General features: G+C 62.8%; 23 protein-coding genes. 14 read left to right on the top strand and 9 right to left on the bottom strand.

Features of this window, described 5'->3' with window-relative positions:
• Positions 1 to 114: 114 nt before the first annotated feature.
• A complete protein-coding gene (locus ACWHXP_RS12635; RefSeq protein ID WP_034332988.1) occupies positions 115 to 1,182 on the bottom strand; it encodes a substrate-binding domain-containing protein in 1,068 nt (355 codons plus the stop codon).
• 229 nt (positions 1,183 to 1,411) lie between these two features.
• Between ACWHXP_RS12635 and ACWHXP_RS12630 the strand changes: the two genes are divergently transcribed.
• From ACWHXP_RS12630 to ACWHXP_RS12605, 6 genes are all read left to right on the top strand, one after another.
• Complete coding sequence (locus ACWHXP_RS12630; RefSeq protein ID WP_121038509.1) at positions 1,412 to 3,058, top strand: OFA family MFS transporter; 1,647 nt, start codon at positions 1,412 to 1,414, stop codon at positions 3,056 to 3,058.
• Positions 3,059 to 3,555: 497 nt separating this feature from the next.
• Complete coding sequence (locus ACWHXP_RS12625; protein ID WP_329800981.1) at positions 3,556 to 4,032, top strand: formate dehydrogenase subunit gamma; 477 nt, start codon at positions 3,556 to 3,558, stop codon at positions 4,030 to 4,032.
• Positions 4,032 to 5,594, top strand: a complete 1,563-nt coding sequence (locus ACWHXP_RS12620) for a formate dehydrogenase beta subunit (protein ID WP_489633720.1) — start codon at positions 4,032 to 4,034, stop codon at positions 5,592 to 5,594. Before ACWHXP_RS12625 ends, ACWHXP_RS12620 begins: the two co-directional genes overlap by 1 nt.
• 69 nt (positions 5,595 to 5,663) lie before the next feature.
• Entirely contained in the window at positions 5,664 to 8,537 is a 2,874-nt protein-coding gene (gene fdhF / locus ACWHXP_RS12615; protein WP_489633721.1) for a formate dehydrogenase subunit alpha, read from the top strand.
• A gap of 79 nt (positions 8,538 to 8,616) precedes the next feature.
• A complete protein-coding gene (fdhD, locus tag ACWHXP_RS12610) occupies positions 8,617 to 9,459 on the top strand; it encodes a formate dehydrogenase accessory sulfurtransferase FdhD (protein WP_489633722.1) in 843 nt (280 codons plus the stop codon).
• Between the two features lie 61 nt (positions 9,460 to 9,520).
• On the top strand, positions 9,521 to 9,748 hold the full coding sequence (locus tag ACWHXP_RS12605; protein WP_034331331.1) for a formate dehydrogenase subunit delta: 228 nt from the start codon (positions 9,521 to 9,523) through the stop codon (positions 9,746 to 9,748).
• Positions 9,749 to 10,006: 258 nt separating this feature from the next.
• Here ACWHXP_RS12605 and ACWHXP_RS12600 read toward each other — a convergent pair whose 3' ends face one another.
• Positions 10,007 to 10,507, bottom strand: a complete 501-nt coding sequence (locus ACWHXP_RS12600; protein ID WP_489633723.1) for a flavin reductase — start codon at positions 10,505 to 10,507, stop codon at positions 10,007 to 10,009.
• 204 nt (positions 10,508 to 10,711) lie between these two features.
• Here ACWHXP_RS12600 and ACWHXP_RS12595 point away from each other — a divergent pair, with 204 nt between their 5' ends.
• On the top strand, positions 10,712 to 11,638 hold the full coding sequence (locus ACWHXP_RS12595) for a LysR family transcriptional regulator (RefSeq protein ID WP_489625043.1): 927 nt from the start codon (positions 10,712 to 10,714) through the stop codon (positions 11,636 to 11,638).
• A 25-nt stretch (positions 11,639 to 11,663) separates the two neighbouring features.
• On the top strand, positions 11,664 to 11,987 hold the full coding sequence (locus ACWHXP_RS12590; protein ID WP_034331328.1) for an antibiotic biosynthesis monooxygenase family protein: 324 nt from the start codon (positions 11,664 to 11,666) through the stop codon (positions 11,985 to 11,987).
• Positions 11,988 to 11,990: 3 nt separating this feature from the next.
• On the opposite strand, the gene ACWHXP_RS12585 is transcribed toward ACWHXP_RS12590, so the two are convergent.
• The 7 genes from ACWHXP_RS12585 to ACWHXP_RS12555 form a co-directional block, all read right to left on the bottom strand.
• A complete protein-coding gene (locus tag ACWHXP_RS12585) occupies positions 11,991 to 12,803 on the bottom strand; it encodes an alpha/beta fold hydrolase (protein WP_489633724.1) in 813 nt (270 codons plus the stop codon).
• 127 nt (positions 12,804 to 12,930) lie between these two features.
• The gene (locus ACWHXP_RS12580; RefSeq protein WP_134134823.1) at positions 12,931 to 13,491 is read right to left on the bottom strand and encodes a nuclear transport factor 2 family protein; all 561 of its coding nucleotides are present in this window, start codon (positions 13,489 to 13,491) and stop codon (positions 12,931 to 12,933) included.
• Positions 13,492 to 13,611: 120 nt separating this feature from the next.
• Entirely contained in the window at positions 13,612 to 14,382 is a 771-nt protein-coding gene (locus ACWHXP_RS12575) for an ABC transporter permease (protein ID WP_489633725.1), read from the bottom strand.
• 44 nt (positions 14,383 to 14,426) lie between these two features.
• Positions 14,427 to 15,224: an ABC transporter ATP-binding protein gene (locus tag ACWHXP_RS12570; RefSeq protein ID WP_134221837.1), complete on the bottom strand. Its 798-nt coding sequence runs from the start codon at positions 15,222 to 15,224 to the stop codon at positions 14,427 to 14,429.
• 3 nt (positions 15,225 to 15,227) lie between these two features.
• Complete coding sequence (locus ACWHXP_RS12565) at positions 15,228 to 16,187, bottom strand: ABC transporter substrate-binding protein (RefSeq protein ID WP_489625047.1); 960 nt, start codon at positions 16,185 to 16,187, stop codon at positions 15,228 to 15,230.
• 138 nt (positions 16,188 to 16,325) lie between these two features.
• A complete protein-coding gene (locus ACWHXP_RS12560; protein WP_489633726.1) occupies positions 16,326 to 17,513 on the bottom strand; it encodes an acyl-CoA dehydrogenase family protein in 1,188 nt (395 codons plus the stop codon).
• Between the two features lie 715 nt (positions 17,514 to 18,228).
• Entirely contained in the window at positions 18,229 to 20,340 is a 2,112-nt protein-coding gene (locus tag ACWHXP_RS12555) for a TonB-dependent siderophore receptor (RefSeq protein ID WP_489633727.1), read from the bottom strand.
• Positions 20,341 to 20,734: 394 nt separating this feature from the next.
• On the opposite strand from ACWHXP_RS12555, the gene ACWHXP_RS12550 reads away from it, so the two are divergent.
• The 6 genes from ACWHXP_RS12550 to ACWHXP_RS12525 all read left to right on the top strand — a co-directional run bounded on the left by ACWHXP_RS12550 (position 20,735) and on the right by ACWHXP_RS12525 (position 25,902).
• The gene (locus tag ACWHXP_RS12550; protein ID WP_489633728.1) at positions 20,735 to 21,862 is read left to right on the top strand and encodes a LacI family DNA-binding transcriptional regulator; all 1,128 of its coding nucleotides are present in this window, start codon (positions 20,735 to 20,737) and stop codon (positions 21,860 to 21,862) included.
• A 303-nt stretch (positions 21,863 to 22,165) separates the two neighbouring features.
• The gene (locus ACWHXP_RS12545) at positions 22,166 to 22,969 is read left to right on the top strand and encodes a transporter substrate-binding domain-containing protein (protein ID WP_121038551.1); all 804 of its coding nucleotides are present in this window, start codon (positions 22,166 to 22,168) and stop codon (positions 22,967 to 22,969) included.
• 126 nt (positions 22,970 to 23,095) lie between these two features.
• Positions 23,096 to 23,791 (top strand): amino acid ABC transporter permease, encoded by a 696-nt coding sequence (locus tag ACWHXP_RS12540; RefSeq protein WP_121038554.1) that lies wholly within the window; start codon positions 23,096 to 23,098, stop codon positions 23,789 to 23,791.
• Positions 23,791 to 24,441: an amino acid ABC transporter permease gene (locus ACWHXP_RS12535; RefSeq protein ID WP_121038556.1), complete on the top strand. Its 651-nt coding sequence runs from the start codon at positions 23,791 to 23,793 to the stop codon at positions 24,439 to 24,441. The genes ACWHXP_RS12540 and ACWHXP_RS12535 overlap by 1 nt, the downstream gene beginning before the upstream one ends.
• Complete coding sequence (locus tag ACWHXP_RS12530; protein ID WP_134221841.1) at positions 24,428 to 25,162, top strand: amino acid ABC transporter ATP-binding protein; 735 nt, start codon at positions 24,428 to 24,430, stop codon at positions 25,160 to 25,162. The genes ACWHXP_RS12535 and ACWHXP_RS12530 overlap by 14 nt, the downstream gene beginning before the upstream one ends.
• Entirely contained in the window at positions 25,159 to 25,902 is a 744-nt protein-coding gene (locus ACWHXP_RS12525; protein ID WP_034332365.1) for a sugar phosphate isomerase/epimerase family protein, read from the top strand. Before ACWHXP_RS12530 ends, ACWHXP_RS12525 begins: the two co-directional genes overlap by 4 nt.
• Positions 25,903 to 25,904 lie beyond the last annotated feature (2 nt).

Below are 25,904 nucleotides of genomic sequence, written 5' to 3'. Positions count from 1 at the left end.
GAAAAGAGAAGGGCCTGCTGCCAGGACGGCAGCAGGCCAGGGGCGCGAGTGTAGCCGCTTCGCCCCACGCCCACAAGCGGCGCTTGGTGCAGTGTGGCCTCTGGCCGGTGCCGGTCAGCCGAAGGCTTCCTTGATGGTCTGGATCTTGCCCATGTCGTTGGCGTCATAGCCGGCCAGGTTGTTGACCACCTTGCGGAAGCTGTCCGATTGCAGGATATCGATCACCGAGCGGATCAGCGGATCCTGCAAGGACGCCGCCGGCAGCGCGAAGAAGTAGCGTTCGCGCACCAGCGGGATGAAGCCCAGGCCGAAACGATGCGCCGCCGTCTGCACGCCGAAGCCGACATCGGCCATGCCACTGGCGATGAAGGCGGCCACCGCCGAGTGCGTGAACTCGGTGTTCTCGAAACCGTTGATCTTCTTGTGGGGGATGCCGGCTCCATTGAGCATCAGTTCCAGCAGCATGCGCGTGCCCGATCCGGCTTCGCGGTTGACGAAACGCAGGTCGGTGCGGGTGAGGTCGGCCAGGCCGCGCAAGCCCTTGGGATTGTCCGGCTCGACGAACAGTCCCTGGTTGCGGATGGCCAGGTGGATCAGGCAATCGCTGCGCTTGTTGAGCCACTTGGCATAGGTGGCGATGGCCGGTTTCTCGAATTCTCCCAGCGGCACATGGAAGCCCGCCAGGTCGCATTCCTGGCGCGACAGCGCCGCCACCGCATCGGTGCTGTGGCGGTAGCGCACCTCCACCGGCAGGCGGCCTTCGTTGATCTTGTTGAGCAGCGCCGCCACCGCAAAGCCGTGGCTGGCGTTCAGGCGCACCTTCTCGGATTTGCCTTCCACCGTCTTGCCCAGCTCCACCTCCAGCTCCGAGGCCAGGCTGTCGAGGGTAGGGGAGAGACGCGCCGTCACCAGGCGATCGGCCCACAACAGCTTGCTGGCGAAATCGGTCAGTGTGGTGCCGCGGCCACGCCCGCTTTCAATGAGGGCGTTGCCGAACAGGCGCTCGGCCTCGCGCAGCAGGCCCCAGGCGTGGCGATAGGAATAGCGCGTCAATTGCGCGGCACGCGCAATCGAGCCGCTCTGCTGGATCGCGGTGAGCAGGGTCAACAAGTTGGCCGTGTCCAGCGCCGCCTCGTTGTCATAGGCGATTTCCCAGTGAGGTTTGATGTGGACTTTGAACATTTATGTGAAAGAAAGCATATTGAAACGGCCGTTTATCGGTGATAATTTCGCGTCACCCTGCATAAATGATAGAAAATATATGCGGTGTTGTACATAAATAAATAAACGAAAAGAGAAGGATATCGCCGCAAAGATGGGTCGGTGTCACGATCCGCCCCTACCGGCTTTGCGATGCAATCCTTCCTTCGATTTGCCCACATCACACACTCATAAAATATTCGGAGGAATAATGGCTTTCGATTTCCTGAACAAGGAACACACGGTCGCCAAGCCTGGCTTCAATCGCTGGCTGGTACCGCCAGCAGCGCTCGCAATCCACCTGTGCATCGGCATGGCCTACGGTTTCTCCGTGTTCTGGCTGCCGCTGTCCAAGGCCCTGGGCGTGACCGCGCCCATCGCTTGCGGTGCCGATATCGGCTTCTTCGCGCAAGTCTTCTCGTCCACCTGTGACTGGAAGATTTCCATGCTGGGCTGGATGTACACGATGTTCTTCGTCCTGCTGGGCATCTCCGCTGCGCTGTGGGGCGGCTGGCTGGAACACGCCGGTCCGCGCAAGGCCGGTGTGGTGGCTGCCATCTGCTGGTGCGGCGGCCTGCTGATCTCGGCCCTGGGCGTGAAAACGCACCAGATCTGGCTGATGTGGCTGGGCTCGGGCGTCATCGGTGGCGTCGGTCTCGGCCTGGGCTACATCTCGCCGGTGTCGACCCTGATCAAGTGGTTCCCTGACCGTCGCGGCATGGCTACCGGTATGGCCATCATGGGCTTCGGTGGTGGCGCCCTGGTCGGCACCCCGCTGGCCGATGCGCTGATGAAGAAGTTTGCCTCCCCCACCTCGGTGGGCGTGTGGGAAACCTTCGTGGTCATGGCCGTGATCTACTTCGTCTTCATGATGGCCGGTGCCTTCGGTTACCGCGTGCCGCCTACCGGCTGGAAGCCGGCTGGCTGGACCCCGCCGGTGGCCAAGTCCTCGGCGACCATGATCACCCAGAACCACGTGCACGTCTCCAAGGTCTGGGGCATTCCCCAGTTCTGGCTGGTGTGGCTGGTGCTCTGCCTGAACGTGTCGGCCGGTATCGGCGTCATCGGCATCGCTTCGCCGATGCTGCAGGAAGTCTTCGGCGGCAAGCTCTTGGGCGTGGACATCGGTTTCAATGACCTGTCGGTCGAGCAGAAGGCCGGTATCGCGGCACTGGCTGCCGGCTTCACGGGCCTGATCTCGCTGTTCAACATCGGTGGCCGTTTCGCCTGGGCTTCGTGCTCGGACTTCTTCGGCCGCAAGATGACCTATGCCATCTTCTTCGTGCTGGGCTTCGTGCTGTACGTGAGCCTGCCGTGGTCGGCCAAGGCCGGTAACATCCCGCTGTTCGTGGGCGCAGTCTGCATCATCCTGTCGATGTATGGCGGCGGCTTCGCGACCGTCCCGGCTTACCTGGCCGACCTGTTCGGCACCCAGATGGTGGGCGCCATCCACGGCCGCCTGCTGACCGCGTGGGCAACCGCCGGCATCCTGGGTCCGGTGGTGGTGAACTACATGCGTGAGTACCAGCTGTCCCTGGGCATGCCCAAGAACGAGGTCTACAACACCACCATGTACATCCTGGCCGGCATGCTGGTGCTGGGCCTGATCTGCAACCTGCTGATCCGCCCGGTCGCGGCCAAGCACTTCATGACGCCGGAAGAACTGGCCCGTGAAAAGCAGCTGGCCCACGAAAAGTCGGCGGCCGACGCAGCCGTCACCGCCGGTTCGGGCGACATGTCGCAGATCGGCAGCGGCGGCAACCCGGTCGTCATCGGCCTGGCTTGGGCGGCCGTTGGCATTCCGCTGATCTGGGGTATCACCCTGGTGCTGCAGAAGTCGGCCGTGCTGTTCCGTTGATTAGGTAAAAGCTAATTGACTGCTTGATTGTTCGATTACGTAGTGTTGTAAAGAATCAGTCAAGCCATCTCGTATCTCGTATCACCCGCAGGCCGGCTCCACCCGGCCTGCACGCAGGACCGCAGCGGCGAAAGCCGCTGACACAAGCTGCCATGGCCCCGTGAACCAGGGCAGCTTGTGTCAGCGACTATCAAAAAACAGGAGCATGGCCCGTCCCCGACAAGGGCAGGCCAGCATCCGCAGTGTTCACACCAACCCATCAAGGCAGGGCGAACATGCAACAACGGAGACCAGCTGGTTCAACTCGCACGGCCGTGCGCACCCTTCACCGGGGCAGCGTCATGCCGCCGCATTGTTCTCCCCATCCCTTGATCTGCTTTCCACAGGCTGCTCCTCCCTAGGCGCGGCCATTTCCTTTCATTCGTCATTTGCGCGGACCACAGAAGATCCTCCGGGAGAAGGACCAGGTCCGCATCGAAGCAACACAGGAGGCAACAATGAAGAGGCAACAGGTTTTCGACGTGGCGGCGGTGCGCGGCATCATCGCCGAACGCAAGGAGATGGCCGGCGCCATGCTCCCCATCCTGCACGGCATCCAGGACAAGGTCGGCTACATCCCGGCCGATGCGGTCCCGATGATTGCGGGCGAGTTGAACGTCTCGCGCGCCGAGGTGCATGGCGTGATTTCGTTCTATCACTTCTTCCGCCAGGAACCAGCCGGCCGCCACGTGGTGCAGGTGTGCCGCGCCGAGGCCTGCCAGGCGCGCGGCAGCGAAGCGTTGGCGGAACATGCGCAGAACGTGCTGGGCTGCGGTTTCCATGAAACCAGCGCCGATGGCCAGTTCACGCTGGAGCCGGTGTATTGCCTGGGCCAGTGCGCCATCGGGCCCAACCTCACCCTCGACGACGAGCTGCACGCCCGCGTCGACGCCGACAAATTCAAGCGCCTGATCCAGGCCAAGCGGGAGGCATGATGAGCACCAATGAACCCGTGACCATCTACGTCCCGCGCGACTCCACCGCGCTGGCGCTGGGCGCCAACGAAGTCGCCGCCGCCATCGCCGCCGAAGCACAAAAGCGCGGCCAGTCCATCAAGCTGGTGCGCAACGGTTCGCGCGGCATGTTCTGGCTGGAGCCGCTGGTGGAAGTGGCTACCGCAGCCGGCCGCGTGGCCTACGGGCCGGTGGCGCCTGAAGATATCAGCGGGCTCTTCGATGCGGGCCTGCTCGCAGGAGGCCAGCACACGCTGCATCTGGGCCTGACTGAAGAAATCGGCTTCCTCAAGAACCAGGAGCGCCTGACCTTCGCACGGGTCGGCATCATCGATCCGCTCTCGCTGGAGGATTATCTGGCCCATGAAGGTTATGCCGGATTGAAGAATGCGCTGGCCAAGACACCGGAGACCATCGTCCAGCAGATGATCGATTCGGGTTTGCGTGGCCGGGGTGGTGCGGCTTTCCCGACCGGCATCAAATGGCAGACCGTGCTGCGCGCACCGGCCGCGCAGAAGTACGTGGTCTGCAATGCCGATGAGGGCGACTCGGGTACCTTCTCGGATCGCATGATCATGGAAGACGATCCCTTCACGCTGATCGAGGGCATGACCATTGCCGCCGTCGCGGTGGGCGCGACCGAGGGCTACATCTACGTGCGCTCCGAATATCCGCATGCGATTGCGACGATGAACGACGCCATCGCCATCGCCACCGCGCGCGGCTACCTGGGCGATGACATTCTCGGTTCCGGCAAATCCTTCCGGCTGGAAGTGCGCAAGGGCGCCGGGGCCTACATCTGCGGCGAAGAAACCGCCATGCTGGAAAGTCTGGAAGGCAAGCGCGGCGTGGTGCGCGCCAAGCCGCCGCTGCCGGCCATCGAGGGCCTGTTCGGCAAGCCGACCGTCATCAACAACCTGATCTCGCTGGCTTCGGTGCCGGTGATCCTGGCGCGCGGTGCGGACTTTTACAAGAACTACGGCGTAGGCCGCTCGCACGGCACGCTGCCGTTCCAACTGGCCGGCAACATCAAACAGGGTGGCTTGGTGGAGAAGGCCTTCGGTCTCACGCTGCGCCAGTTGCTGGAAGACTTCGGTGGCGGCAGTGCCTCGGGCCGTCCGATCCGCGCGGTGCAGATGGGCGGGCCGCTGGGCGCGTACCTGCCGCCCTCGCAATTCGATACGCCGCTCGACTATGAAGCTTTTGCCGCGATCGGCGCGATGATCGGGCATGGCGGGCTGGTGGCGTTTGATGACAGTGTCGATATGGCCAAACAGGCTCGCTACGCCATGCAATTCTGTGCCGTCGAATCCTGTGGCAAGTGCACGCCTTGCCGCATCGGCTCTACCCGCGGCGTGGAAGTGATCGACAAGATCATCGCCAACGAGGAAAGGCCGCAGCAGATCCACCTGTTGAAGAGCCTGTGCGACACCATGGTCAATGGTTCGCTCTGCGCCATGGGCGGCATGACGCCGTTCCCGGTGCTGTCGGCCCTGAACCATTTCCCCGAAGACTTCGGCGCGCCCGGCGAACAGGCAGCCTGATCCCATCAGCGCATCAACGAATCAGCGCATCAACGAATCAGCGAATCAGCGAATGCAAGGAGTTGCACCATGAATCAGCTCAACGAAACGGATTACGGCACCCCCGCACGTGCCTCGGAAAACCTGGTCACGCTGGAGATCGACGGCGTGGCCGTGACGGTCCCGGCCGGCACCTCGGTCATGCGCGCCTCGGTCGAGGCCGGCATCAACGTGCCCAAGCTGTGCGCTACCGACAGCCTGGAACCTTTCGGTTCCTGCCGCCTGTGCCTGGTGGAAATCGAAAAGGATGGCCGCAAGATGAAAGGCTATCCGGCCTCCTGCACCACGCCCTGCGAGCCGGGCATGAAGGTACAGACGCAGACCCCCAAGCTGGCCGAGATCCGGCGTGGCGTGATGGAACTCTACATCTCGGATCACCCGCTGGATTGCCTGACCTGTCCCACCAACGGCAACTGCGAACTGCAGGACATGGCCGGCGTGGTCGGCCTGCGCGAAGTGCGCTATGGCTACGAGGGCGAGAACCACACCAAGATGAAGAAGGATGAATCCAATCCCTACTTCACCTATGACCCTTCCAAGTGCATCGTCTGCAACCGCTGTGTGCGGGCTTGCGAAGAAACGCAAGGCACCTTTGCCCTGACCATCAACGGCCGCGGTTTCGAGTCGCGCGTCTCGGCCGGGCAGATGGAAGCCTTCATGGAATCTGAATGCGTCTCCTGTGGTGCCTGCGTGGAGGCCTGCCCGACCGCGACGCTGACGGAAAAGACCGTCATCATGCTGGGCCAGGCCGAGCACAGCAAGGTCACCACCTGCGCCTATTGCGGCGTGGGCTGCTCCTTCAAGGCCGAGATGAAAGGCAATGAAGTGGTGCGCATGGTGCCGTACAAGGACGGCAAGGCGAACCAGGGCCACTCCTGCGTCAAGGGCCGCTTCGCCTGGGGCTATGCGACCCACAAGGACCGCATCCTGAACCCCATGATCCGCAAGAGCATCAACGATCCCTGGCGCGAAGTGTCGTGGGAGGAAGCGCTGTCGTATGCGGCCAGCGAGTTCCGCCGCATCCAGGCCAAGCACGGCAAGGATTCCATTGGCGGCATTACCTCTTCCCGCTGCACCAACGAAGAAACCTATCTGGTCCAGAAACTGGTGCGCGCCGCCTTCGGCAACAACAACGTCGATACCTGCGCCCGCGTCTGCCACTCGCCGACCGGGTATGGCCTGAAGCAGACCCTCGGTGAATCGGCCGGGACGCAGACATTTGAATCGGTGATGAAGTCGGACGTCATCCTCATCATGGGAGCCAACCCGGCGGCCGGCCATCCGGTGTTCGCTTCGCAGATCAAGCGTCGCGTGCGCCAGGGCGCCAGGCTGATCGTGATCGATCCGCGCACCACCGAGATGGTCAAGTCGCCGCACCTGAAGGCCGACTATCACCTGAAGCTGCGCCCCGGCACCAACACCGCCATCATCACGGCGCTGGCTCATGTGATCCTTTCGGAAGGCCTGCAGAACGAGTCCTACATCCAGGAACGCTGCGACCTGCAGTCATACAAGGATTGGAAGGAATTCGTCCTGCGCGAAGACAATTCCCCCGAAGCCATGGCCGCCATCACCGGCGTGCCCGCCGAGATCATCCGTGGCGCGGCTCGCCTTTATGCCACCGGCGGCAATGCCGCGATCTACTACGGACTGGGCGTGACCGAACATGCGCAAGGTTCGACCACCGTGATGGGCATCGCCAACCTGGCCATGTGCACCGGCAACGTCGGCCGCGAAGGCGTGGGCGTGAACCCGCTGCGCGGGCAGAACAATGTGCAGGGCTCCTGCGACATGGGTTCCTTCCCGCACGAGCTGCCGGGCTATCGCCACATTTCGGATTCCATCGTGCGCGGCCAGTTCGAACAGGCCTGGGGCGTGACGCTGAACCCGGAGCCGGGTCTGCGCATTCCCAACATGTTCGATGCGGCCCTCGATGGCAGCTTCAAGGGCCTGTATTGCGAAGGGGAAGACATCGTCCAGTCGGACCCGAATACCCAGCACGTGGCAGCAGCCTTGCAGGCCATGGAATGCATCGTGGTGCAGGACCTGTTCCTGAACGAAACGGCCAAGTATGCGCATGTCTTCCTGCCCGGTTCGTCCTTCCTGGAAAAGGATGGCACCTTCACCAACGCCGAGCGCCGCATCTCGCGCGTGCGCAAGGTGATGCCGCCCAAGGCCGGCAAGTCCGACTGGGAAGTCACGGTGGCGCTGGCCGAAGCACTGGGTTATCCGATGCCGTACAATCACCCCTCGGAAATCATGGACGAGATCGCCGCCCTGACGCCCAGCTTCCATGGCGTGAGCTACGACAAGCTGGAAAAACTCGGCAGCATCCAGTGGCCCTGTAACGAGGCAGCGCCGGAAGGCACGCCCATCATGCACGTGGGCAGCTTCATCCGTGGCAAGGGCAAGTTCATCAACACGCAGTATTTCGCCACCGACGAGAAGGTGACGCAGCGTTACCCGCTGATCCTGACCACCGGCCGCATCCTGTCGCAGTACAACGTGGGCGCGCAGACGCGCCGCACCGAGAACTCGCAATGGCATGGCGAAGACCGGCTGGAAATCCACCCGCACGATGCCGAGGACCGTGGCATCCGCGAGGGTGACTGGGTCGGCGTGGAGTCGCGTGCAGGCCAGACCGTGCTGCGGGCGACGGTGACCGAGAAGGTGCAGCCGGGAGTGGTCTATACCACCTTCCACTTCCCCGAATCGGGTGCCAACGTCATTACCACCGACAACTCCGACTGGGCTACCAACTGCCCCGAGTACAAAGTGACGGCGGTGCAGGTGATGCCGGTGACGCAGCCCTCGCAATGGCAGCAGCATTACGAGCGCTTCAACCGTGCGCAGCTCGATCTGCTCAAGGGCGAGGTGCCGGCGGAACCCCTGGTGACGAAGTAAGCGGCGCGGGCCTGACGGGCCCGTGCCGGCGTGATTTCCGCAGACACGAGCCCAACCCATCCGCATCCAGCAGGACAGCATGAACACACGCAACAGCAGCAGCCCCCTCATCGACGACACCACCGGCGACTACGCCACCTTCGCCCGCGTGCAGGTAGATCGCTGGCGCGATGGCCAGCGCGAGACGGTCGACGATGTGGTCGCCGAGGAAGTCCCCATCGCCCTCGAATACAACGGCATCTCGCACGCCGTGATGATGGCTACACCCGCCGACCTGGAAGATTTTGCGCTGGGCTTCTCGCTTACCGAAGGCATCCTGGCCGCGCCGGGCGAGCTGTATGAATGCGAGATCGTCCCCGGCTGCGAAGGCGTGCAGGTACAGATGCGCATCGCCACCGAGCGCTTCGTGGCACTCAAGGAAAAGCGCCGCAACCTTACCGGGCGCACCGGTTGCGGGCTGTGTGGTGCCGAGACGCTGGAGCAGGCGGTGCGGCATCCGCAGGCCGTGCGCGGCGGCGCGGTGTTTTCGGTGGAGCAGGTGCATGCGGCTTTTGAGCAGATGCAGGTCGGGCAGCACTTGCAGCAGGCCACCGGTGCCACGCATGCGGCCGCGTGGATGGATGCGTCGGGCCGCATCGTGCTGGTCCGCGAAGATGTGGGCCGCCACAATGCGCTGGACAAGCTTATCGGCGCGCTGGCCGAAGAGGAGACCGATTTTGCGCAGGGCGCGGCCATCATCACCAGCCGCGCCAGCTACGAGATGGTGCAGAAGGCGGCCACGGTCGGCATCGGTTTCATCGCCGCCGTATCAGCCCCGACTGCACTGGCGATCCGGCTGGCCGAAGAGACGGATGTGACGCTGCTGGGCTTCGTGCGCAAGCAGGGCCACGTGGTGTATGCGCGGCCGCATCGTTTGCGTTGAGCCGGCGGTGCGGATGAAGAATTGACGGACAATCGATGAACAGAGCAGGAGGAGACGCACCATGAATATCGAACACCTGGTCAAGATGGCCAACCAGATCGGCAGTTTCTTTTCCACCATGCCGGACCGCGACCAGGCCATTGCCGACCTGGCCTCGCACCTCAAGCGTTTCTGGGAGCCACGCATGCGCAAGGCCTTCCTGGAGCATATCGAGAAGACGCAAGGGGAGGGGCTGGATCCCATCGTGCTGGAGGCGGTGAACCGGCATATGCAGCAGTTGGCGGTGTAGGGCTGCTGCCTTGCTTGTGACTTCGAGGAAACCGCTCAGTTGGATGAGCGGTTTTTTTTGTCAGTGGGATGCGAGTGCCTAACTAAACCAGACAGCTGACAGATGATCGTCAGAACGCCAATTGCACGCCAATACCCGTAAAAAAGTCGCAATAAGCTTTTGATTTAAAAGGTAAATTTCACGCCAATAAAATCGAAAAAGTCCGCCAAAAGTCCGCCAAAAGCCCGCCATCAAGGGTGCTGCGCAGTGTTCATCGCCTCACGCCGCCAACGCCACCTCCGCCGCAATCCGGTGAAAGCGCCGTCCAAAATAAGCCAGCCCGTCGGCTTGCGATGCCGTCAGGCGAATATGCCGGATCTCCACGAACAGCACGCTGTGCGTGCCTGCCTGCTGCTGCAATACGATGTCTCCCTCCAGCACCGCCAGCGCATCGGGCAGCACCGGCTGGCCGTAGTCGCCGGTCTCCCAGCCGACCTGCGACATGCGCTCCTCGGCCGCCAGCCCGGTCATGCCGGCGATCATGCGCGCCACCTCTTCATGATGTCCCGCCAGGATGTTGATGCACAAGCGTCCGTTGCCCACCAGGATAGGATGGGCAGCGCTCTTGACGTTGATGCATACCAGCACCGTGGCCGGTTCGTCGGAGACCGAACTGACGGCGCTCACCGTCATGGCGGCGCGTCCTGCAGGACCATCGGTGGTGATGATGTTGACCGCAGCCGAGAGACGCGCCATGGCGTCGCGAAAATCTTGCTTCATGGTAGGTCCGTCCAAAAAAGAGATGACATCCGGCACAAGGCTTCGTATCCTTTGCGCCATCAGCACGGTCGTCTGCGGCGCCGTCAGGCGGATGTCGATCAGCAGGTGAGAGGGAGAACGCATCGCCGATGAAGGCCTGCGTCCTGGGATGAACAATAGACCCTGCACAAATGACGGGTCAAATGATTGTCTGGAATGTTCCGCATGAAGCAAATGAATATCGGCGCAGTGGACTTGAACCTGCTCAAGACCTTCATCGTCATCTGGGAGCTGCGCAGCCTGACCGCCGCCGCCGACCGCCTGCACCTGACCCAGCCCGCCGTCAGCCACGCCCTGCGCCGCTTGCGCGAAATGTTCGATGATCCGCTCTTCGTGCGCAGTACCAGTGCCATGGTGCCGACCGAAACCGCGATCCGCCTGCATGAACCCATCTCGCGCGCCCTGGGCATCATCCACGAAGCCTTGCATACCCACGCCAGCTTCGATCCGGCCACGGCCACGCGGACCTTCCACCTGGTCATGTCCGACATGTCCTGCAGCCACGTGCTGCCCTTGCTGATGGAAGAACTGGCCCACGCCGCACCGCACGTCTCCATCGAAGTGCAGCAGATGGCCATGGAAAATCTGGGTGCCGCCATGCGCAACGGCGACATCGACCTGGCCTTCGGCTACCTGCCGGGCCTGCCCGAGGATTGCCAGAGTCAGCTGGTGCTCAATGACGACTACGTCTGCATGCTGCGCAAGACCCATCCCCAGGCCGGCGAGCCCCTGACCATGGAAAGCCTGCTGCAGCTGCGCTATGTCTACGCCAACACCAATACCACCGGCCACCAGCTGGCCGAGGACGTGCTGCGCAACGCCGGCGTGAAGCGCGATTTCGCGCTGCGCATGCCGCATTTCACGGTGGCCCCGCAGATCGTGCGCGATACCGACCTGGCGCTGTTCCTGCCGCGCAGCATCGCCGAGCGCCATAACGTCGATGAGGCCTGCGTGCTGCTGGACCTGCCACTGGAAATGCCGCGCATCCCGGTGAGCATCTACACCCATACGCGTTTCTCGGCAGACTCGGGCATCCAGTGGCTGCGCAGCCTGCTCATCGAGATGTTCGGACGCGAGGCCGAGAACGCCTGATCCTTCCCCGTACTGGAGTCACATCATGAGCATTGCCGTCACCGGAGACGTTCCCTACTACGCCGTCATCTTCACTTCCTTGCGCACGGAAGGCGATCACGGCTATGGCGAGATGGCCGAGGCCATGGTGGAGGCGGCGTCGCGCCAGCCCGGTTTCCTGGGGCTGGAGTCGGCGCGCGAAGAGGTGGGCATCACCGTGTCTTACTGGGCGAGTCTGGAGGCCATCGCCGCGTGGAAACGCGACCTCGATCACCAGCTGGCCCAGCGTCTGGGACGCCAGCAGTGGTACGAGGCCTACAAGACGCGGATCTGCAAGGTCGAGCGGGATTACGCCTTCACCCGCGATTGAAACTCAGCAACTGCGCTGCAGGAAATCCATCACCGCTTCAGCAAAGGGGCCTGGCATCTGGTCCGGCATGGGGACCATGCCGTCGTCCAGCGTCTGCCACTGGCTGCCGGCAATGGCCTGGGCGATGCGTTCGCTGTAGGGCGCAGCGTGTGGATCACGCCCTGCCCGCAACACCAGCGTGGGTGCGCGTACCAGGCCGATGCGATCTTCCATGGGGTAGTTGCGCACCACGATATGCCCATGCGAGGCCATCGGTCCGGCCTTGAGGGCATCCACCATGAAGCGCGTGAGCAGGTCGGTATCGCCTTGCGGATAGAAGGGCTGGCGGCGCTGCCACAGTTCCTGCAGGTGCGCGCCATCGGTGCGGACCTCCACATCGTCCACGGTGCGCTTGCCCGCGTGCGCGCTGCGCCGTGCTGCGTCGTTGTAGGGACAGGAAGACAGCACCAGCGCCGCCACCCGCTCAGGAGCCGACGCAGCGATTTCCATGGCCGTGACTGCGCCGGTATGGTGGCCGACCACGGCGGCCTTGCGGATGCCCAACTGGTCCATCACTTCCAGCGCCAGGCTGGCCCAGCGCTCGATGCTGTGCTCCGCCGGTGGCGGCTTGCAGGAATCGCCAAAGCCGAGCGTATCGATGGCGATGGGGCGGTAGCGCTGCGCCAGCAGGGGCAGCACATCGCGGAATTCGTCCCAGGAACGCGGGGTCTGGTGCAGCAGCAGTACGGGCAAACCTTCGCCCATGCTGGCCACGTGCAGGGGGCCGGCGCTGGTGGGGATGAACTGGCGCACGAGGGCGGGAAGGGCAGGGGACATGGGAATGGCTCTCCGGCACGGTGAAGAGGCCGCAGCCTCTTCCCGGTCATTTCATCAACAACGAACAGCAGCGTGAAACGCTAAACGATATAAATGATTTGTATCGTTTGAAGAATTCAGCGCATCTTTACTTCATCAGCACCGAATAGGTCGGCACATTGTTGGCCCAGCCGGAAGCCAGCGGTGCCACAAACACGTTTTCGGTACGGGTGCGTGCGATCTTCCACACCCCGTCCACCTTCTTGAACAGGTTGTTGAGCCGGCTGGAGCGCAGCAGCGACGAGCCATCGCCGAAGATCCACGGCTGGCAATGCACCCACTGGCCATCCGCGTGCGTGCAGTCGGCATTGACGTGGATCTGTTCCGAGGTCAGGTAGTGCACGTTCAGGAGCAGTTCCGGATCCTTCTTCTGGCCCCAGAAAGCCTGGAAGTGCTTGCGGATCGCTTCCTTGCCGACAGCCTGGCCGAACTGGCCTTCGTAGTAGGAACCGACGCCTTCCCAGATGGCGTCCTCGGCATAGAGCTCGAGGATCTTCTCGATGCGTTCGGCGTCATCGGCCACCGGCTCGGGGCAGGGCGTGTCGCACAGGAACATGTAGCGTGCCTGGATGCGGCGGATGTCGGCCTCGGCTTCGAGGATGTCGAGACGGCGTTTGAGTTGCTGGATTTCCTGGGTGAAGTCGGTCATGGTGCGTGGTCTCTCGTGATCTTGATCTTGATCTTGTATGGATGGGAAAAGCCAACCCTGCATACAAGCGCAGGGTTGGCAGCGGCGATCAGTGCATCGCCGCCAGGACGGGCTTGGGGCTTACAGGTAGCGCGCCAGCAGCTTGCGGGTGGCGATGCGCAGCACGCGGTCGAACAGGTAGCCCAGCAGGCCCAGCGCGATGATGCCCACGAACACCCACTCGGTCCGGCTGAAGTTGCGCGCCGTCCAGATCAGGGCGCCGAGGCCTTCGCGGGCCGAGACGATTTCCGCCGAGACCACCGTCAGGAAGGAATTGCCCATCGCGATGCGGGCGCCGGTGACCATGAAGGGCACGGTCGAGGGCAGGATCACGGTGGTCAGGATCTTCCATTGCCCGGCACCCAGCGAGGCCGCCGCACGCAGGCGCAGCGGGTTCACCGCCTGCACGCCGGCGATGGTGTTGAGCGTGACGATGAACACCGTGGTGTAGAAGATCAGCGCGATCTTCGACAGCTCGCCGGGGCCAAGCCAGATCACGGCGAGGGTGACGAAGGCGATTGGTGGAATGAAGCGGAAGAACTCGATGTAGGGATCGAGCAATTGCCGCACCAGGTCAAAGCGGCCCATGAAGATGCCCAGCGGCACGCCGATGGCTACGCCCGCACCCCAGCCGGCCAGGATGCGTCCGGAGGAGGCCAGCACCGACTGCTGCAGGGTGCCGTCACTGATCAGTTCCAGTGCGGCGGCCCAGGTCATCGAGACCGAGGGCAGGAACAGCGGCGAGGTGGTCATCGAGACCAGTTGCCACAACACCAGGCCGCCGACGACGGCGACCACCGAGATCAGGAACGGACGGGCTGCTTTCAGGCGACGACCCAGGCTGGATGGCATGGCCGACTCTTGAGCCGTCGGGGAGGCTGTCTGTGTGAGCTGGGTCATTGTACGGATTCCTCTTCAATCAAACCTTGTGCGCGCAGCACGCGCGTGACTTCTGCACCGATGTCGTCGCGGATGCGGGCATACAGTGCCATGCAGGCCGGGTCGGCCGGATCGCGCGGATGCGGCAGGTCGACTTCTTCGATGGTCTTGATGTGGGCACGCGGACCTGCCGTCATGGTGACCACGCGGTCGGCCAGGAGGATGGCTTCCCAGATGTCGTGGGTGACGAAGACGATGGTACAGCCGGTGCTTTTCCAGATGCGGTCCAGCTCGCTTTGCAGCACCTCGCGGGTCTGCGCATCGAGGGCGCCGAAGGGCTCGTCCATCAGCACCACCGAGGGTTCATTGACCAGCACCCGGGCAATCTGCGCACGCTGGCGCATGCCGCCGGAGAGCTCGGCCGGGAACTTGTCGATGGCGTGTTTCAGGCCCACCAGCGAGACATAGCGCTCGGCAGCCGAACGGCGTTCGGCCGCCGGGATGCCGCGCAGCTTGAGACCGTACTCGACGTTCTCGCGCACCGACAGCCACGGGAACAGTGCCTCGGAGGACTGGAACACGACGCCGCGATCCAGCCCCGGCCCCTTGACGCGCTTGCCGGCCACGCTGATCTCGCCGGCCACCTCCTGGAAGCCCGCAATCGCATTGAGCAGGGTGGACTTGCCGCAGCCGGACGGGCCCAGCAGGCAGATGAATTCTCCTGCGCGGATATCGAGGTCGATGCCCGCCATGATCTCGTTCTTGCCGATGGTCAGGCCGACGCGCTTGATGGAAACTGAAGATCCATGTCCCATGGCTTACCCCTTGTAAAAACCGCGCTGCAGGATCTTGCTCATGTCCACCGGCGCCTTGATGGCCTGTTTCGACAGCAGGAATTCACCGATGGCATTGGCGGTCTTGAGATCGGTGTCGGTGAAGTCGCGCACGATCGGTTCCATGTCCTTGAGCGAATTGAGCGTCTGCGGCACCGGGATGCGGGTGATGGCCTGCACCGATTGCGCCGCGCGCGGCGGATCCTTGCGGGTGATCTCGGAGGCTTCGGCCAGGGCCTTGAGGATGTTGCCGGCCACTTCCTTGTTGGCGGCCAGCCAGTTGGCATTGGCCGAGAGCCACAGGGTGCTGGTGTAGCCGACGTCGCCGGCGGTCATGAGGATGTGGCCGCCTTGCTGCACGCCCAGCGTGGGCCACGGTTCCCAGACGAAGTAGGCATCGATATCGCCGCGCGCCAGCAGGGCCGGCAGTTCCGGAGGACCGGAGCGCACCATCTCGACCTTGGCGGGATCGATGTTGAGGGTCTTCAGGGTCAGGCCGGTGACGTATTCCGAGACCGAGCCGGCGACGATGCCGAACTTCTTGATCTTGTCGGCAGAAGTGATGGCCTTGCGGGCCACCAGCTTGACGTAGGTCTTGGACTGATAGGTCACGGCCAGCGGACGCAGTTCGGCGCGCGAGAGGCGCACGATGTGCGTGGGTTCGCCGGCACAGCCCAGCTGCACCTGGTTGGCCACCAGCGCGTTGAGCGCTTCGCCGCCGTCGGTGTAGGACTGCACGGTGACGTTGGGGGCGCCGTGTTTGGCAAAGAGTTTTTCGTTGGCGGCCACAAAGAAGGCCGTGAAGACGGGATCAGCGCCGACGCCGATGATGACGGGCGCGCCCTGGGCCAGGGCTGGCAGGGCAGGGGCAGCGCCTGCAGCGAGCATGGAGGCGGCGCCGAGCAGCAGCTTGCGGCGTTGTGGCGAAACGGTGGAGTGGGTCACGGGCTGGGTCCTCTTTGTAAAGTTGGTGAAACGCCAGTGGAGATGGCAGGCACGGCAGTAACAAAGGCAAAACACGGGGAGCGCTTGCGCCTGCAGCGCAGGCATGAGCGCAGGCAATTTTTCAGGAGGGGAGGCGCATCAGCGCTTGATTCCCAGCTTTGCAAAAAGCGCGCCAGCGCTTTCGTAATTCAACTCCGACAGCGCCGCGTGCTGCGTGACCACCATCGCATCGCGCACGATGCGCTGCAGGCGATGGGTGCGCTGGATGGCGGCCATGCCGGCGGCCTGGTAGGCGTCGTTGACGACTTCCATCGAGACCCGTGCGGCATAGGTGGCCGAGAGCTTGAGCATCATGTCGATCTCTTCGGTGACGGGATTGCCGGCCACGATTTGCTCCCAGGCTTGTTCGCAGGCGTCGTAGAAGAACATGCGGGCGCTGCGCCACTTGGCTTCGGACACGCCGAGCTTGATCTTGTAATAGGCGCGGTCGGCCAGGCGCAGCGCGCCCGGCATGATCTTGGCGCCACCGGCCATGTCGGTGACGATGTCCAGCGCGGCGCGGGCCAGGCCGATGTTGACGGCGGCGTGCACTTCAGCCTGGTAGGCCAGGGCCGGATAGCGATACAGCGGCTCATCGATGAGGCCGGCCGCGCCACGGGCACAGGTCCATTCGTGGGCCACGAACTTGTCCTTGAGGCGGGTATCGTGGCTGCCGGTGCCTTGCATGCCGACCACGTTCCAGTTGTCGACGATCTCGATTTCCGAGGCCGGCATCACGGCCATGAGGGCGGGTTTTTGCGTGCCGTCCTCGGGGCTGCTGGTGTCCTTGATGCCCACGCCGATCCAGTCTGCGCCCTTGCAGCCGCTGGCGAAGTGCCAGCGTCCGGTGATTTCCCATCCGCCGGGGACGGCCTTGGCTTCTTGCAGCGGATAGAGGCCGCCGGCATAGACCTGGTCGGGGCCGCTTGCGTAGATCTTGCGCTGCGTTTCGATGGGCAGGGCGGCCAGATAGGTGTTGGCCGAACCGAAGGCAGCGACCCAGCCGGCCGAGCCATCGGCCTTGGAGATGCGTTCGACCATGGCCAGGAAGGGCGCCGGGGCCAGGGCTTCGCCGCCGAACTTGCGCGGCGTGCCGCTGCGGAAGATGCCGGCCTTCTTCATGGTGGCCACGATGTCGCGCGGCACGTGGCCCAACTGGTCGAACTCATCGCGGCGCGCGGTCACTTCCGCAATGAGCGTATCCATTTCAGGAGAGTCCGCATGCGGTGGGGCAGCGGTGACGATTTTTTTCTGGACGGGATAAACATCGAGCGTGATCGAATTCATGGCACACCACTTTGGTTGAAAGGAGGTAGCTGAGTGTCGTCCTGGGTCAAATCAGGGTCAAATTCTATTTAGGAATTGGCCGAATGAATATTAGTAATAATGAGTAGGCTGCTCCGGGATGGCACGCAGGCTTGTGCATGGTGCACCCGCATGATGCGCGAAACCCGCATGGGGAGGGCGTTTGGCGCGATCCTGCACCAAACGCGAGAGGGCCGATGCCCTGCTTGGAGAAGTATTTGCAGTATTGATGCGGCTAATCGGCGGTGCGGATTTGCCTGCAGTGGAAGGGACTGACTACCATTGGGGCCGAGATTGAAAGGAAACACTGTTCAGTTTCGTCACAGGCTCCTTCTGGCCTTCATTTCGGGCGGACTTCTTCGGGAGTCCGCCACTTTTCTTTTGCTTTTTCTTTTCCTCTTTCCCTGCAGTCCTTGCGGTGAGGGGATGTCTTCTTTTTTTCTATTGCGTGTTGATTCAATGTGCCCGTGCGGCGTAACGCCTAACGCCAATGCGCATCGGCACAGCCGTGCTGCGCGATGGTCTGCAATTGATCTTGTATGGATTCGCATGGAAGAATGTCAGTGGGCATTCCCCATACATGAATGATTGCATCGCAGCTCGCCGCGAATGAGCCATTCATGTCGAATCATTGGATAAAAAAAATCGGCCGCATGAAAGCGGCCGATCTTGAATCACGAGAAGGCGGGACAGGAGATCAGTAACGATACCCCAGGGTCAGCAAGATGGTCCGGTCATCCCCCAACGCCACCGCCCGCGCCAGACCGCCCGCGTAGTAGTGCGTATTGAAGATGTTCTTGACGTTGAGCGCAGCGCGCCAGCGTTCGGCGTTGTAGGCCACGCCGGTATCGGCCAGCACGTAGCCCGGCAGGGTATAGCCGTTGGTACGCATCATGCTCTGGCCGTGCACGCCGCCGTTCCACTCCCATCCGGCCAGCTGGCCCTTGAAGCGATAGCGGGCGCTGGTGGTGAAGTTGTGGCGCGGGACGTTGTCCAGCCACTGGCCCACGGTGGTGCTGCGCTGGCCGCCGTCGTCGGTCACGATGGCCGCCGTATAGGAGTAGCCCGCGTTGAGGCTCAGGCCATTGCGCAAGTCGGAGGTCACGCTGATCTCGCCGCCCTGCGAACGCTGTTCACCCACGGCAATGTTGAAGCCGGTGTTGTTGGGATCGCTCACCAGCACGTTGCGGCGGCGCAGGTCGAACACGGCTACGTTGAGACTGGTGCGGCCTTCGTCGAGGTCGAACTTCACGCCGGCTTCCCATTGCTTGCCGGTCTCGGGCTTGAAGGTGCCGCCGCTCACATCGGTGCCGCTGTTCGGATAGAACGAGGTCGCGTAACTGATGTAGGGACGCACACCACGCAGCAACTCATACATCAGCGCAGCCGAGCCCGTCGTGGCGCTGGCCGGATTGTCGGTATGCGTGCCGGTGCGCAGGTTGGTCGAGTAGGTGGAGACGTTGTCGTAGCGCAGGCCGGCCAGCAATTGCCAGCGCTCGCCGAAACGGATGTTGTCGCGTGCATACAAGCCGGTATCGCGGATGCTGGTCGAGGTATAGGTGTTGGGTGTGGTCGGGCAATTCAGTCGCGCACCATACACCGGGTTGTAGACGTTGAGCGCCGCCACCGTGCAGGTGTAGGAGAGCGTGTCTTCACGAGAATTGAGATAGTCCGTGCCCAGCGTGATCTCGTGCTTGCCGAAGCCGGTGTTGAAGCTGCGCTGGACATTGGTATCGATGCTGAAGGTCTGGCCTTCATAGGTCTGGTCGGTACCGGTACGCGTGAGGCTGCGGCCGGTGCTCGACAGGACGTTGTTGGCCACCAGTTGCCCGCTCATCTCGAACTGCTGGTAACGCACGTTGTTGTTGAGCGTCCAGCCGTCATCGAAGCGGTGCGTCAGCGCATAGCCGATACGGGTTTCATTGGCCGCATACGGACGCGCGCCCGGTTCGCCGATGAACAGGCTGCGCGGCAGCGCGCCGTTGACGTTGCTGTTGATCGAGCCCGACAGCGGCAGCCCTTGCTGGCGCACGTAGTTGCGTTCCTGGTAGCTGGTCAGGATGGTGAAGTCGGTACGCGCACCCAGGTCCAGCGACAGCGAGGGCGCGATGTAGCGGTTCTTGAACCACACGTTGTCAGTGGCATCGTTCGAATTGGAAATGAGACCGTTGATGCGGAAAGCCTGCTTGCCGTTTTCCGACAGCGATTTGTTCATGTCCACCGTGGTCTGGTAGAAGTCGTGGCTGCCCACGGTGACGTCGACGTTGGCGAAGTCATTGCCTTGCGGACGCTTGCTGACCATGTTGACCAGCCCGCCCGGCAGCACCAGGCCATACAGCAGCGAGCCCGGTCCCTTGAGCACTTCCACCTGCTGCAGGCCGAACAGCTGCTCGGCCACGCGCGAGCTGGCGGTGGTGCGCAGGCCATCCAGATACAGCGAATCGGAAGCGACCTGGCCTCGGATGATCAGGTCATCCCAGCCGCGCCGGCCATATTGCTGCGCGACCACGCCGGGCACGTTCTCCAGCGCATCGGCCAGCGACACGGCTTGCTGGCTGTCCAGCATGGAGCGCGTGACCACCGACACCGATTGCGGGGTTTGCGACAGCGGCGTATTGGATTTGTTGACCTGGCTTTGGGTGGCCTTGAACCTGGTGTCGTTGACGCCATCGGCGACCACATCGACGGTGGGCAATTGGGTTGATGCCGCACTGTTGTCCGTGCTGGCAGTCTGCGCCAGGACGGAAGAAGCGGGCAATACGGAAAAGGCGAGCAGGACGGCGAGAGCGCCGGGGGAGAGCGAGGGCATGAATCAGATAATAATGAGAATAATTGCTATTCATGATATCGCATTCTTGTGCTTGGCAACAAATATTTACTGATCGTTTGCATCTTGTACCCTGGCGCGCGTACAGGGTGTTTGGCGCGTCGCATCAATCAGGAGCCGGGCTTCAGACCTTGAACGGCGGGAATGAAGCAATCGCCGGAAATCCACCGTCTCATGCGCTGATCCATTCATATTACCGTGCGAGAACGTGAGCGCGCCGTTCATGGCATCTGCTCAAATTTTTCATCTGAAATAAGTTTGACCCGCCCGGATCCCGCTGCTATCTTGGAACCGGTTCCAAAAGATTCATATAAATGAGCAGCCCGGGACCTTCAGACAAATCAACCGACGCAGTTCAACGATTTGGCGGGCAATAGTGAGACAACACACCAAGACCGGCACTGACCGGGTCACCATTGCGCAGGTTGCGCGGGAGGCCGGGGTGTCCAAGACCAGCGTATCGCGTTACCTGGGCGGCGAATTCGACGCGCTCTCGGCACCGCTGCGCGACCAGATCGGCAAGACCATCGCGCGCCTGGGCTATCAGCCCAGCCAGATGGCGCGCGGGCTCAAGGGTGGCCGTACGCGGCTCATCGGCATGCTGGTGGCGGACATTCTCAATCCCTATTCGGTGGCCGTGCTGCATGGTGCGGAAGCGGCCTGCCAGAAGCATGGCTACACGCTCATGCTGTGCAACACCGGCAATGACGAGGCGCGCGAGAAGCAGTCGCTGGCCGCCCTGCATTCCTACAGCGTGGAAGGCCTGCTGTTCAACACCCAGGGCCGCAACGTGACGCCGTTGCGCGAGCTGGGGCAGGCGGCCTTTCCGGTGGTGCTGCTGGACCGGCACGTGGAAGGCTGCGACTTCGACCTGGTCGGCCTCGACAACGTCAAGGCCGCGCAACTGGCCACGCATCACCTGCTGGCGCAGGGCTATACGGATATCGCACTGGTGGTGCAGCCGCTGTTCGGCGTGAGTTCGCGGCAGGGGCGGCAGGCGGGATTTTTGCAGGCGATGGAGCAACGTCCCGATTGCCATGGCGAGACGCTGGAAGTGGATGTGGACCAGCCCGGCCATGTGGCCACGGTCGTGCGCGAATATTTTCTGCGCCGGGCGGCCGCCGGCAGCACGGGGCGAGTGGCCCTGCTGGCCGGCAACGGCATGGTCTCGCTGCAGATCGCGCTGGCCTTGCAGAGCATGTCGCTGCGCTTTCCGGATGACGTGGGCCTGCTGTGTTTCGATGAACTGGCATGGTCACCGCTGGTGGGCAGCGGCATCAGCACCATCGAACAACCGACGTATGACATCGGCTTTACGGCCATCGAACGCTTGCTGGTCCGCATCCACGGCGAGCGCTCGGTGCGCATGGAGATGCTGCTGGATCCCCGCCTCATCTGCCGCGGTTCGACCGCCAGTGTGGACGGCCATCCGCAGCGTGCGCTGGTGAGCGGCATCGTGAGCAAGCTCCGGCCCGCGCCGATGGCGCAAACAAGCGGCAGTTAAACCCAGCGCTGGAACCGGTACCAAGTTGCAGGCTTTTGATCGTGGCACTGCGCACTACTGGTAAGACCTTGTAACAGGACTGCAGAGCTGTTCAGTAAAGATGGCGCCCGTATTTCAGCAGCACGCAACCGTATTACGGCCTTCCGGCCGCATCACAGACCTGCAAGCGGGAAGCACAAGCAGGCAGCAACAAAGAGGGGCAAGCGAGTCCCTGCGGCCGCGCACCAGCGGGCAGCGGGATTCGGTGCCTGTCGCACTCAACGGACTGCCGTCCACACGGCATTGATTGATCAGGAGACCAGGATGAGCATCAAGAACATTTTCAACGCAAAATTCGTCGCACTGACGCTGGCCGCTGCCTGCGCAGTGGCAACCGCCGCCAGCGCCAGCGCGCAGAGCATCGCCGAGCTGACCAAGAAAGGCAAGATCACCATCGGTGTGGTCAGCGGCACACCGCCCTTCGGTTCGGTCGATGCCAAGGGCGTGCCCATCGGTTATGACGTCGATGTGGCCAACCTGATCGGCAAGTATCTCGGCCTGCCGGTGGAGATTGTGCCGCTGGTGCCGCCGGCCCGTATCCCGGCGCTGGAATCGGGCAAGGTCGACATGCTGGCCGCCACATTGGCCCCCACGCCTGAGCGTGCCAAGTCGGTGTTGTTCACGATTCCCTACAGCGGTTTCGAACTCTCCATCGTCGGCCCGGTGGGCAGCAACTTCAAGAAGCTCGATGACTTGGTCAAGAAGAAAGTGGGCGTCTCGCGCGGTTCCACCAACGACACCGCACTGACCCGCCTGGCGCCTCCGGGCACGGTGCTGGTGCGTTTCGAGGATGACTCGACGGTGACCCAGGCGCTGCTGTCGAACCAGGTCGATGCCATCTCCATTCCCAACACCATGGCCAATGAAATCGTCAAGAGCCGTGGTCAGGGCAAGATCGAAGTCAAGTTCCCGTACTCGGTGCAACCCAATTCGATGACCGTGCGCAAGGGCTCGTATGAGCTGCAGCAGTGGCTCAACAACTTCATCTACTACGTCAAGCTCAACGGCGAACTCGATGCCATCTCGCGCAAGTGGGCCGGCCCGCTGCCCAACCTGCCGGTGTTCTGATTCCGTCCTGCGGAATCTGTCTTGCAGAAGCGGCTGCGCAGCCATGAACTGCGCAGCCTGAGAAGAACAGATCACGCGTCGTTCAGGGGATGAGCGGACGGCGCGGGTTTGTCGGAGGAGCACACGATGCATTACGATTTTCAGTTCGCGTTCATCTTCCAGCACCTGGATCAGTTGCTGGTCGGCGCACTGCTCACCATACGGTTGAGCGCGCTGTCGATGATCTGCGGTTTGGCCGTCGGCATTTTCGGCGCCATCATTTCCATTCATGGCAGCGCACCGGCGCGGCTGGCGGTTACCTCCTACGTGGAGCTGATCCGCAGTACGCCGTTCCTGGTACAGCTGTTCATCATCTTCTTCGGCCTGCCTTCCATCGGCGTACAGGTCAATGCCAACATCGCCGCGCTGGTGGCCATGACGGTCAACCTCGGGGCCTACTCCACCGAGATCGTGCGGGCCGGCATGATGGCCATCCACCCTTCGCAGATCGAGGCGGCGCAGGCGCTGGCCATGACGCGCGGGCAGGTGATCCGGCATGTGGTGCTGACGCCCGCGCTGGAAAAAGTCTATCCGGCACTGGCCAGCCAGTTCACGCTGATGATGCTGGCCTCCAGCATCGTCTCGGCCATCTCGGCTGAGGAGCTGACGGCCACGGCCAACCTGCTCGATGCCGAGACCTTCCGCAGCTTCGAGATCTACCTGGTGGTGATGGTGCTCTACATCCTGCTGGCATTGCTGTTCCGCCTGGCCTTCTGGCTGATCGGACTGGTGGTCTTCAAACGCCGTCGCCGCCTGGGCGTGGCTCGTCCGAGGAGGATGTGATGCTCGCTGAATTTTCCTTTGATAATTTCATGTTCCTGCTGGAGGCGGCACGCTGGACGCTGCTGCTCTCGGCGCTGGCCTTCATCGGCGGCGGCATCGCCGGCTTCATCGTGGCCCTGATGCGTACCTCGCACCTGGCCCCGCTGCGGCTGCTCTCGGCGGTGTATATACAGATCATCCAGGGCACGCCGGTGCTGATCATCCTGTTCCTGTCCTTCTACGGACTGGCGATCTTCGGCTACAAGCTCCCGCCCATGGTGGCCGCCACCATCGCCATGACGATCTATTCCAGCGCCTATCTGGGCGAGATCTGGCGCGGCTGCATCGAGGCCGTGCCGGTGCCGCAGTGGGAAGCGTCGACTGCCCTGGCCATGACGCGCTGGCAGCAGCTGCGCTACGTGATCCTGCCGCAGGCGGTGCGTATTTCGCTGCCGCCGACCGTGGGCTTCCTGGTGCAGATCGTCAAGAACACCTCGATCGCCTCCATCATCGGCCTGGTGGAACTGGCGCAGGCCGGCAAGCTGGTCAGCAATGCGACCTTCCAGCCTTTCCTGGTCTTCCCCATCGTGGCCGGTATCTACTTCGTTTTCTGTTATCCGCTGTCCCGTTTCGCTTTTGCCCTGGAGAGGAAATACCATGCCCATCGTTGAGATTGACAACATCACCAAGCGCTTCGGCAGCAACCAGGTGTTGAACGGCATTTCGCTGTCGGTCGAGCGCGGCCAGGTGGTGGCCATCATCGGCCGTTCGGGCTCCGGCAAGAGCACCATGCTCCGCTGCATCAACGGCTTGGAGACCATCGACGGCGGCAGCATCACCGTGGCCGGCCACAAGCTGACCAACAAGCACGAACACCTGATCGAATTGCGCAAGGATGTGGGCATGGTGTTCCAGCATTACAATCTCTTTCCGCACCTGACCGTGGAGGAGAACATCATGCTGTCACCCCGCATCGTCAAGAAGACCGCCACCGACACCGCCCGCGAGACCGCCATCAAGGTCTTGAAGCAGGTCGGCCTGGACCACAAGCGTGACGCCTATCCCGAGCAGCTCTCCGGCGGCCAGCAGCAACGCGTGGCCATTGCCCGCTCGCTGGCCATGGAGCCGCAGGTGATGCTGTTCGATGAAGTGACCTCGGCACTGGACCCGGAACTGACCGCCGAAGTGCTGAAGGTCATGGAAGAGCTGGCACGCGGCGGCATGACCATGCTGCTGGTGACGCACGAGATGGAGTTCGCGCGCCGGGTGGCGGACCTCACCGTCTTCATGCACCAGGGCAAGGTGTGGGAAGCGCGTCCCTCGAAGGAATTCTTCGCCGATCCGCAGACGCCGGAAGCCAGGCAGTTCATCGGTGCAGGGGCGCTCAAGTGAGTCCGGTCCTGGTCGCCGCCTCGGCCTATGGGGCGGACCTGGTGCGGCGGGTCGGCCATGCCGACCTGGTCCCGATGGTGGCGGCGGCCGGGGCGGCTGGCCTTGAAATACGGCGTGAGCTCTTCGATGGCCCGCAGGATCTGCCGGCCTTGCGTGCGCTGTTGGAGCAGCACAAGCTGTTCTCGGTGTATTCCGCGCCGTTGGAATTGTTCCGTGCCGACGGGCGATTTGATCGCGAGCAGATCGGGCAGGCGATGAACGAGGCCGAGGAGCTCGGTGCACGTTTCCTGAAGGTATCGCTCGGTCATTTCTCTGTCGCCAGTGATCTGCAATCATTGCTGCGCTTCCTCTCGCATTCCCCCATTGAAGTCTTGTTGGAAAACGACCAGACCCCGCAGGGCGGACGGCTGGAGCCCATCGTCAGCTTCCTGGCGCTGTGCACCGGCAACGGCTATGCCTTCGGCATGACCTTCGACATGGGCAACTGGCACTGGCAGGGCGTCGATCCCGAGACCGCCGCGCGCTCGCTGGCACCGCATGTGCGCTACGTGCACTGCAAGGGCGTGCAGGAAGACAAGGGCAAGCTCAAGGCCGTGCCGCTGCAGGCGCAGGATACGCACTGGCCGGCCATGCTGGCGCATTTCCCCACGGGCATCCTGCGGGCCATCGAATTCCCGCTGGTGGGCACGGATCTGGAAGAAACGACGCGCCGCCACGTGGCGATGCTGGCGGCCGTCTGAGG

It is taken from the genome of Herbaspirillum sp. Her2 (assembly GCF_057961375.1).
Note: the sequence above shows the minus strand (reverse complement) of the source record. Positions and strands in the feature narration are given on the sequence as shown.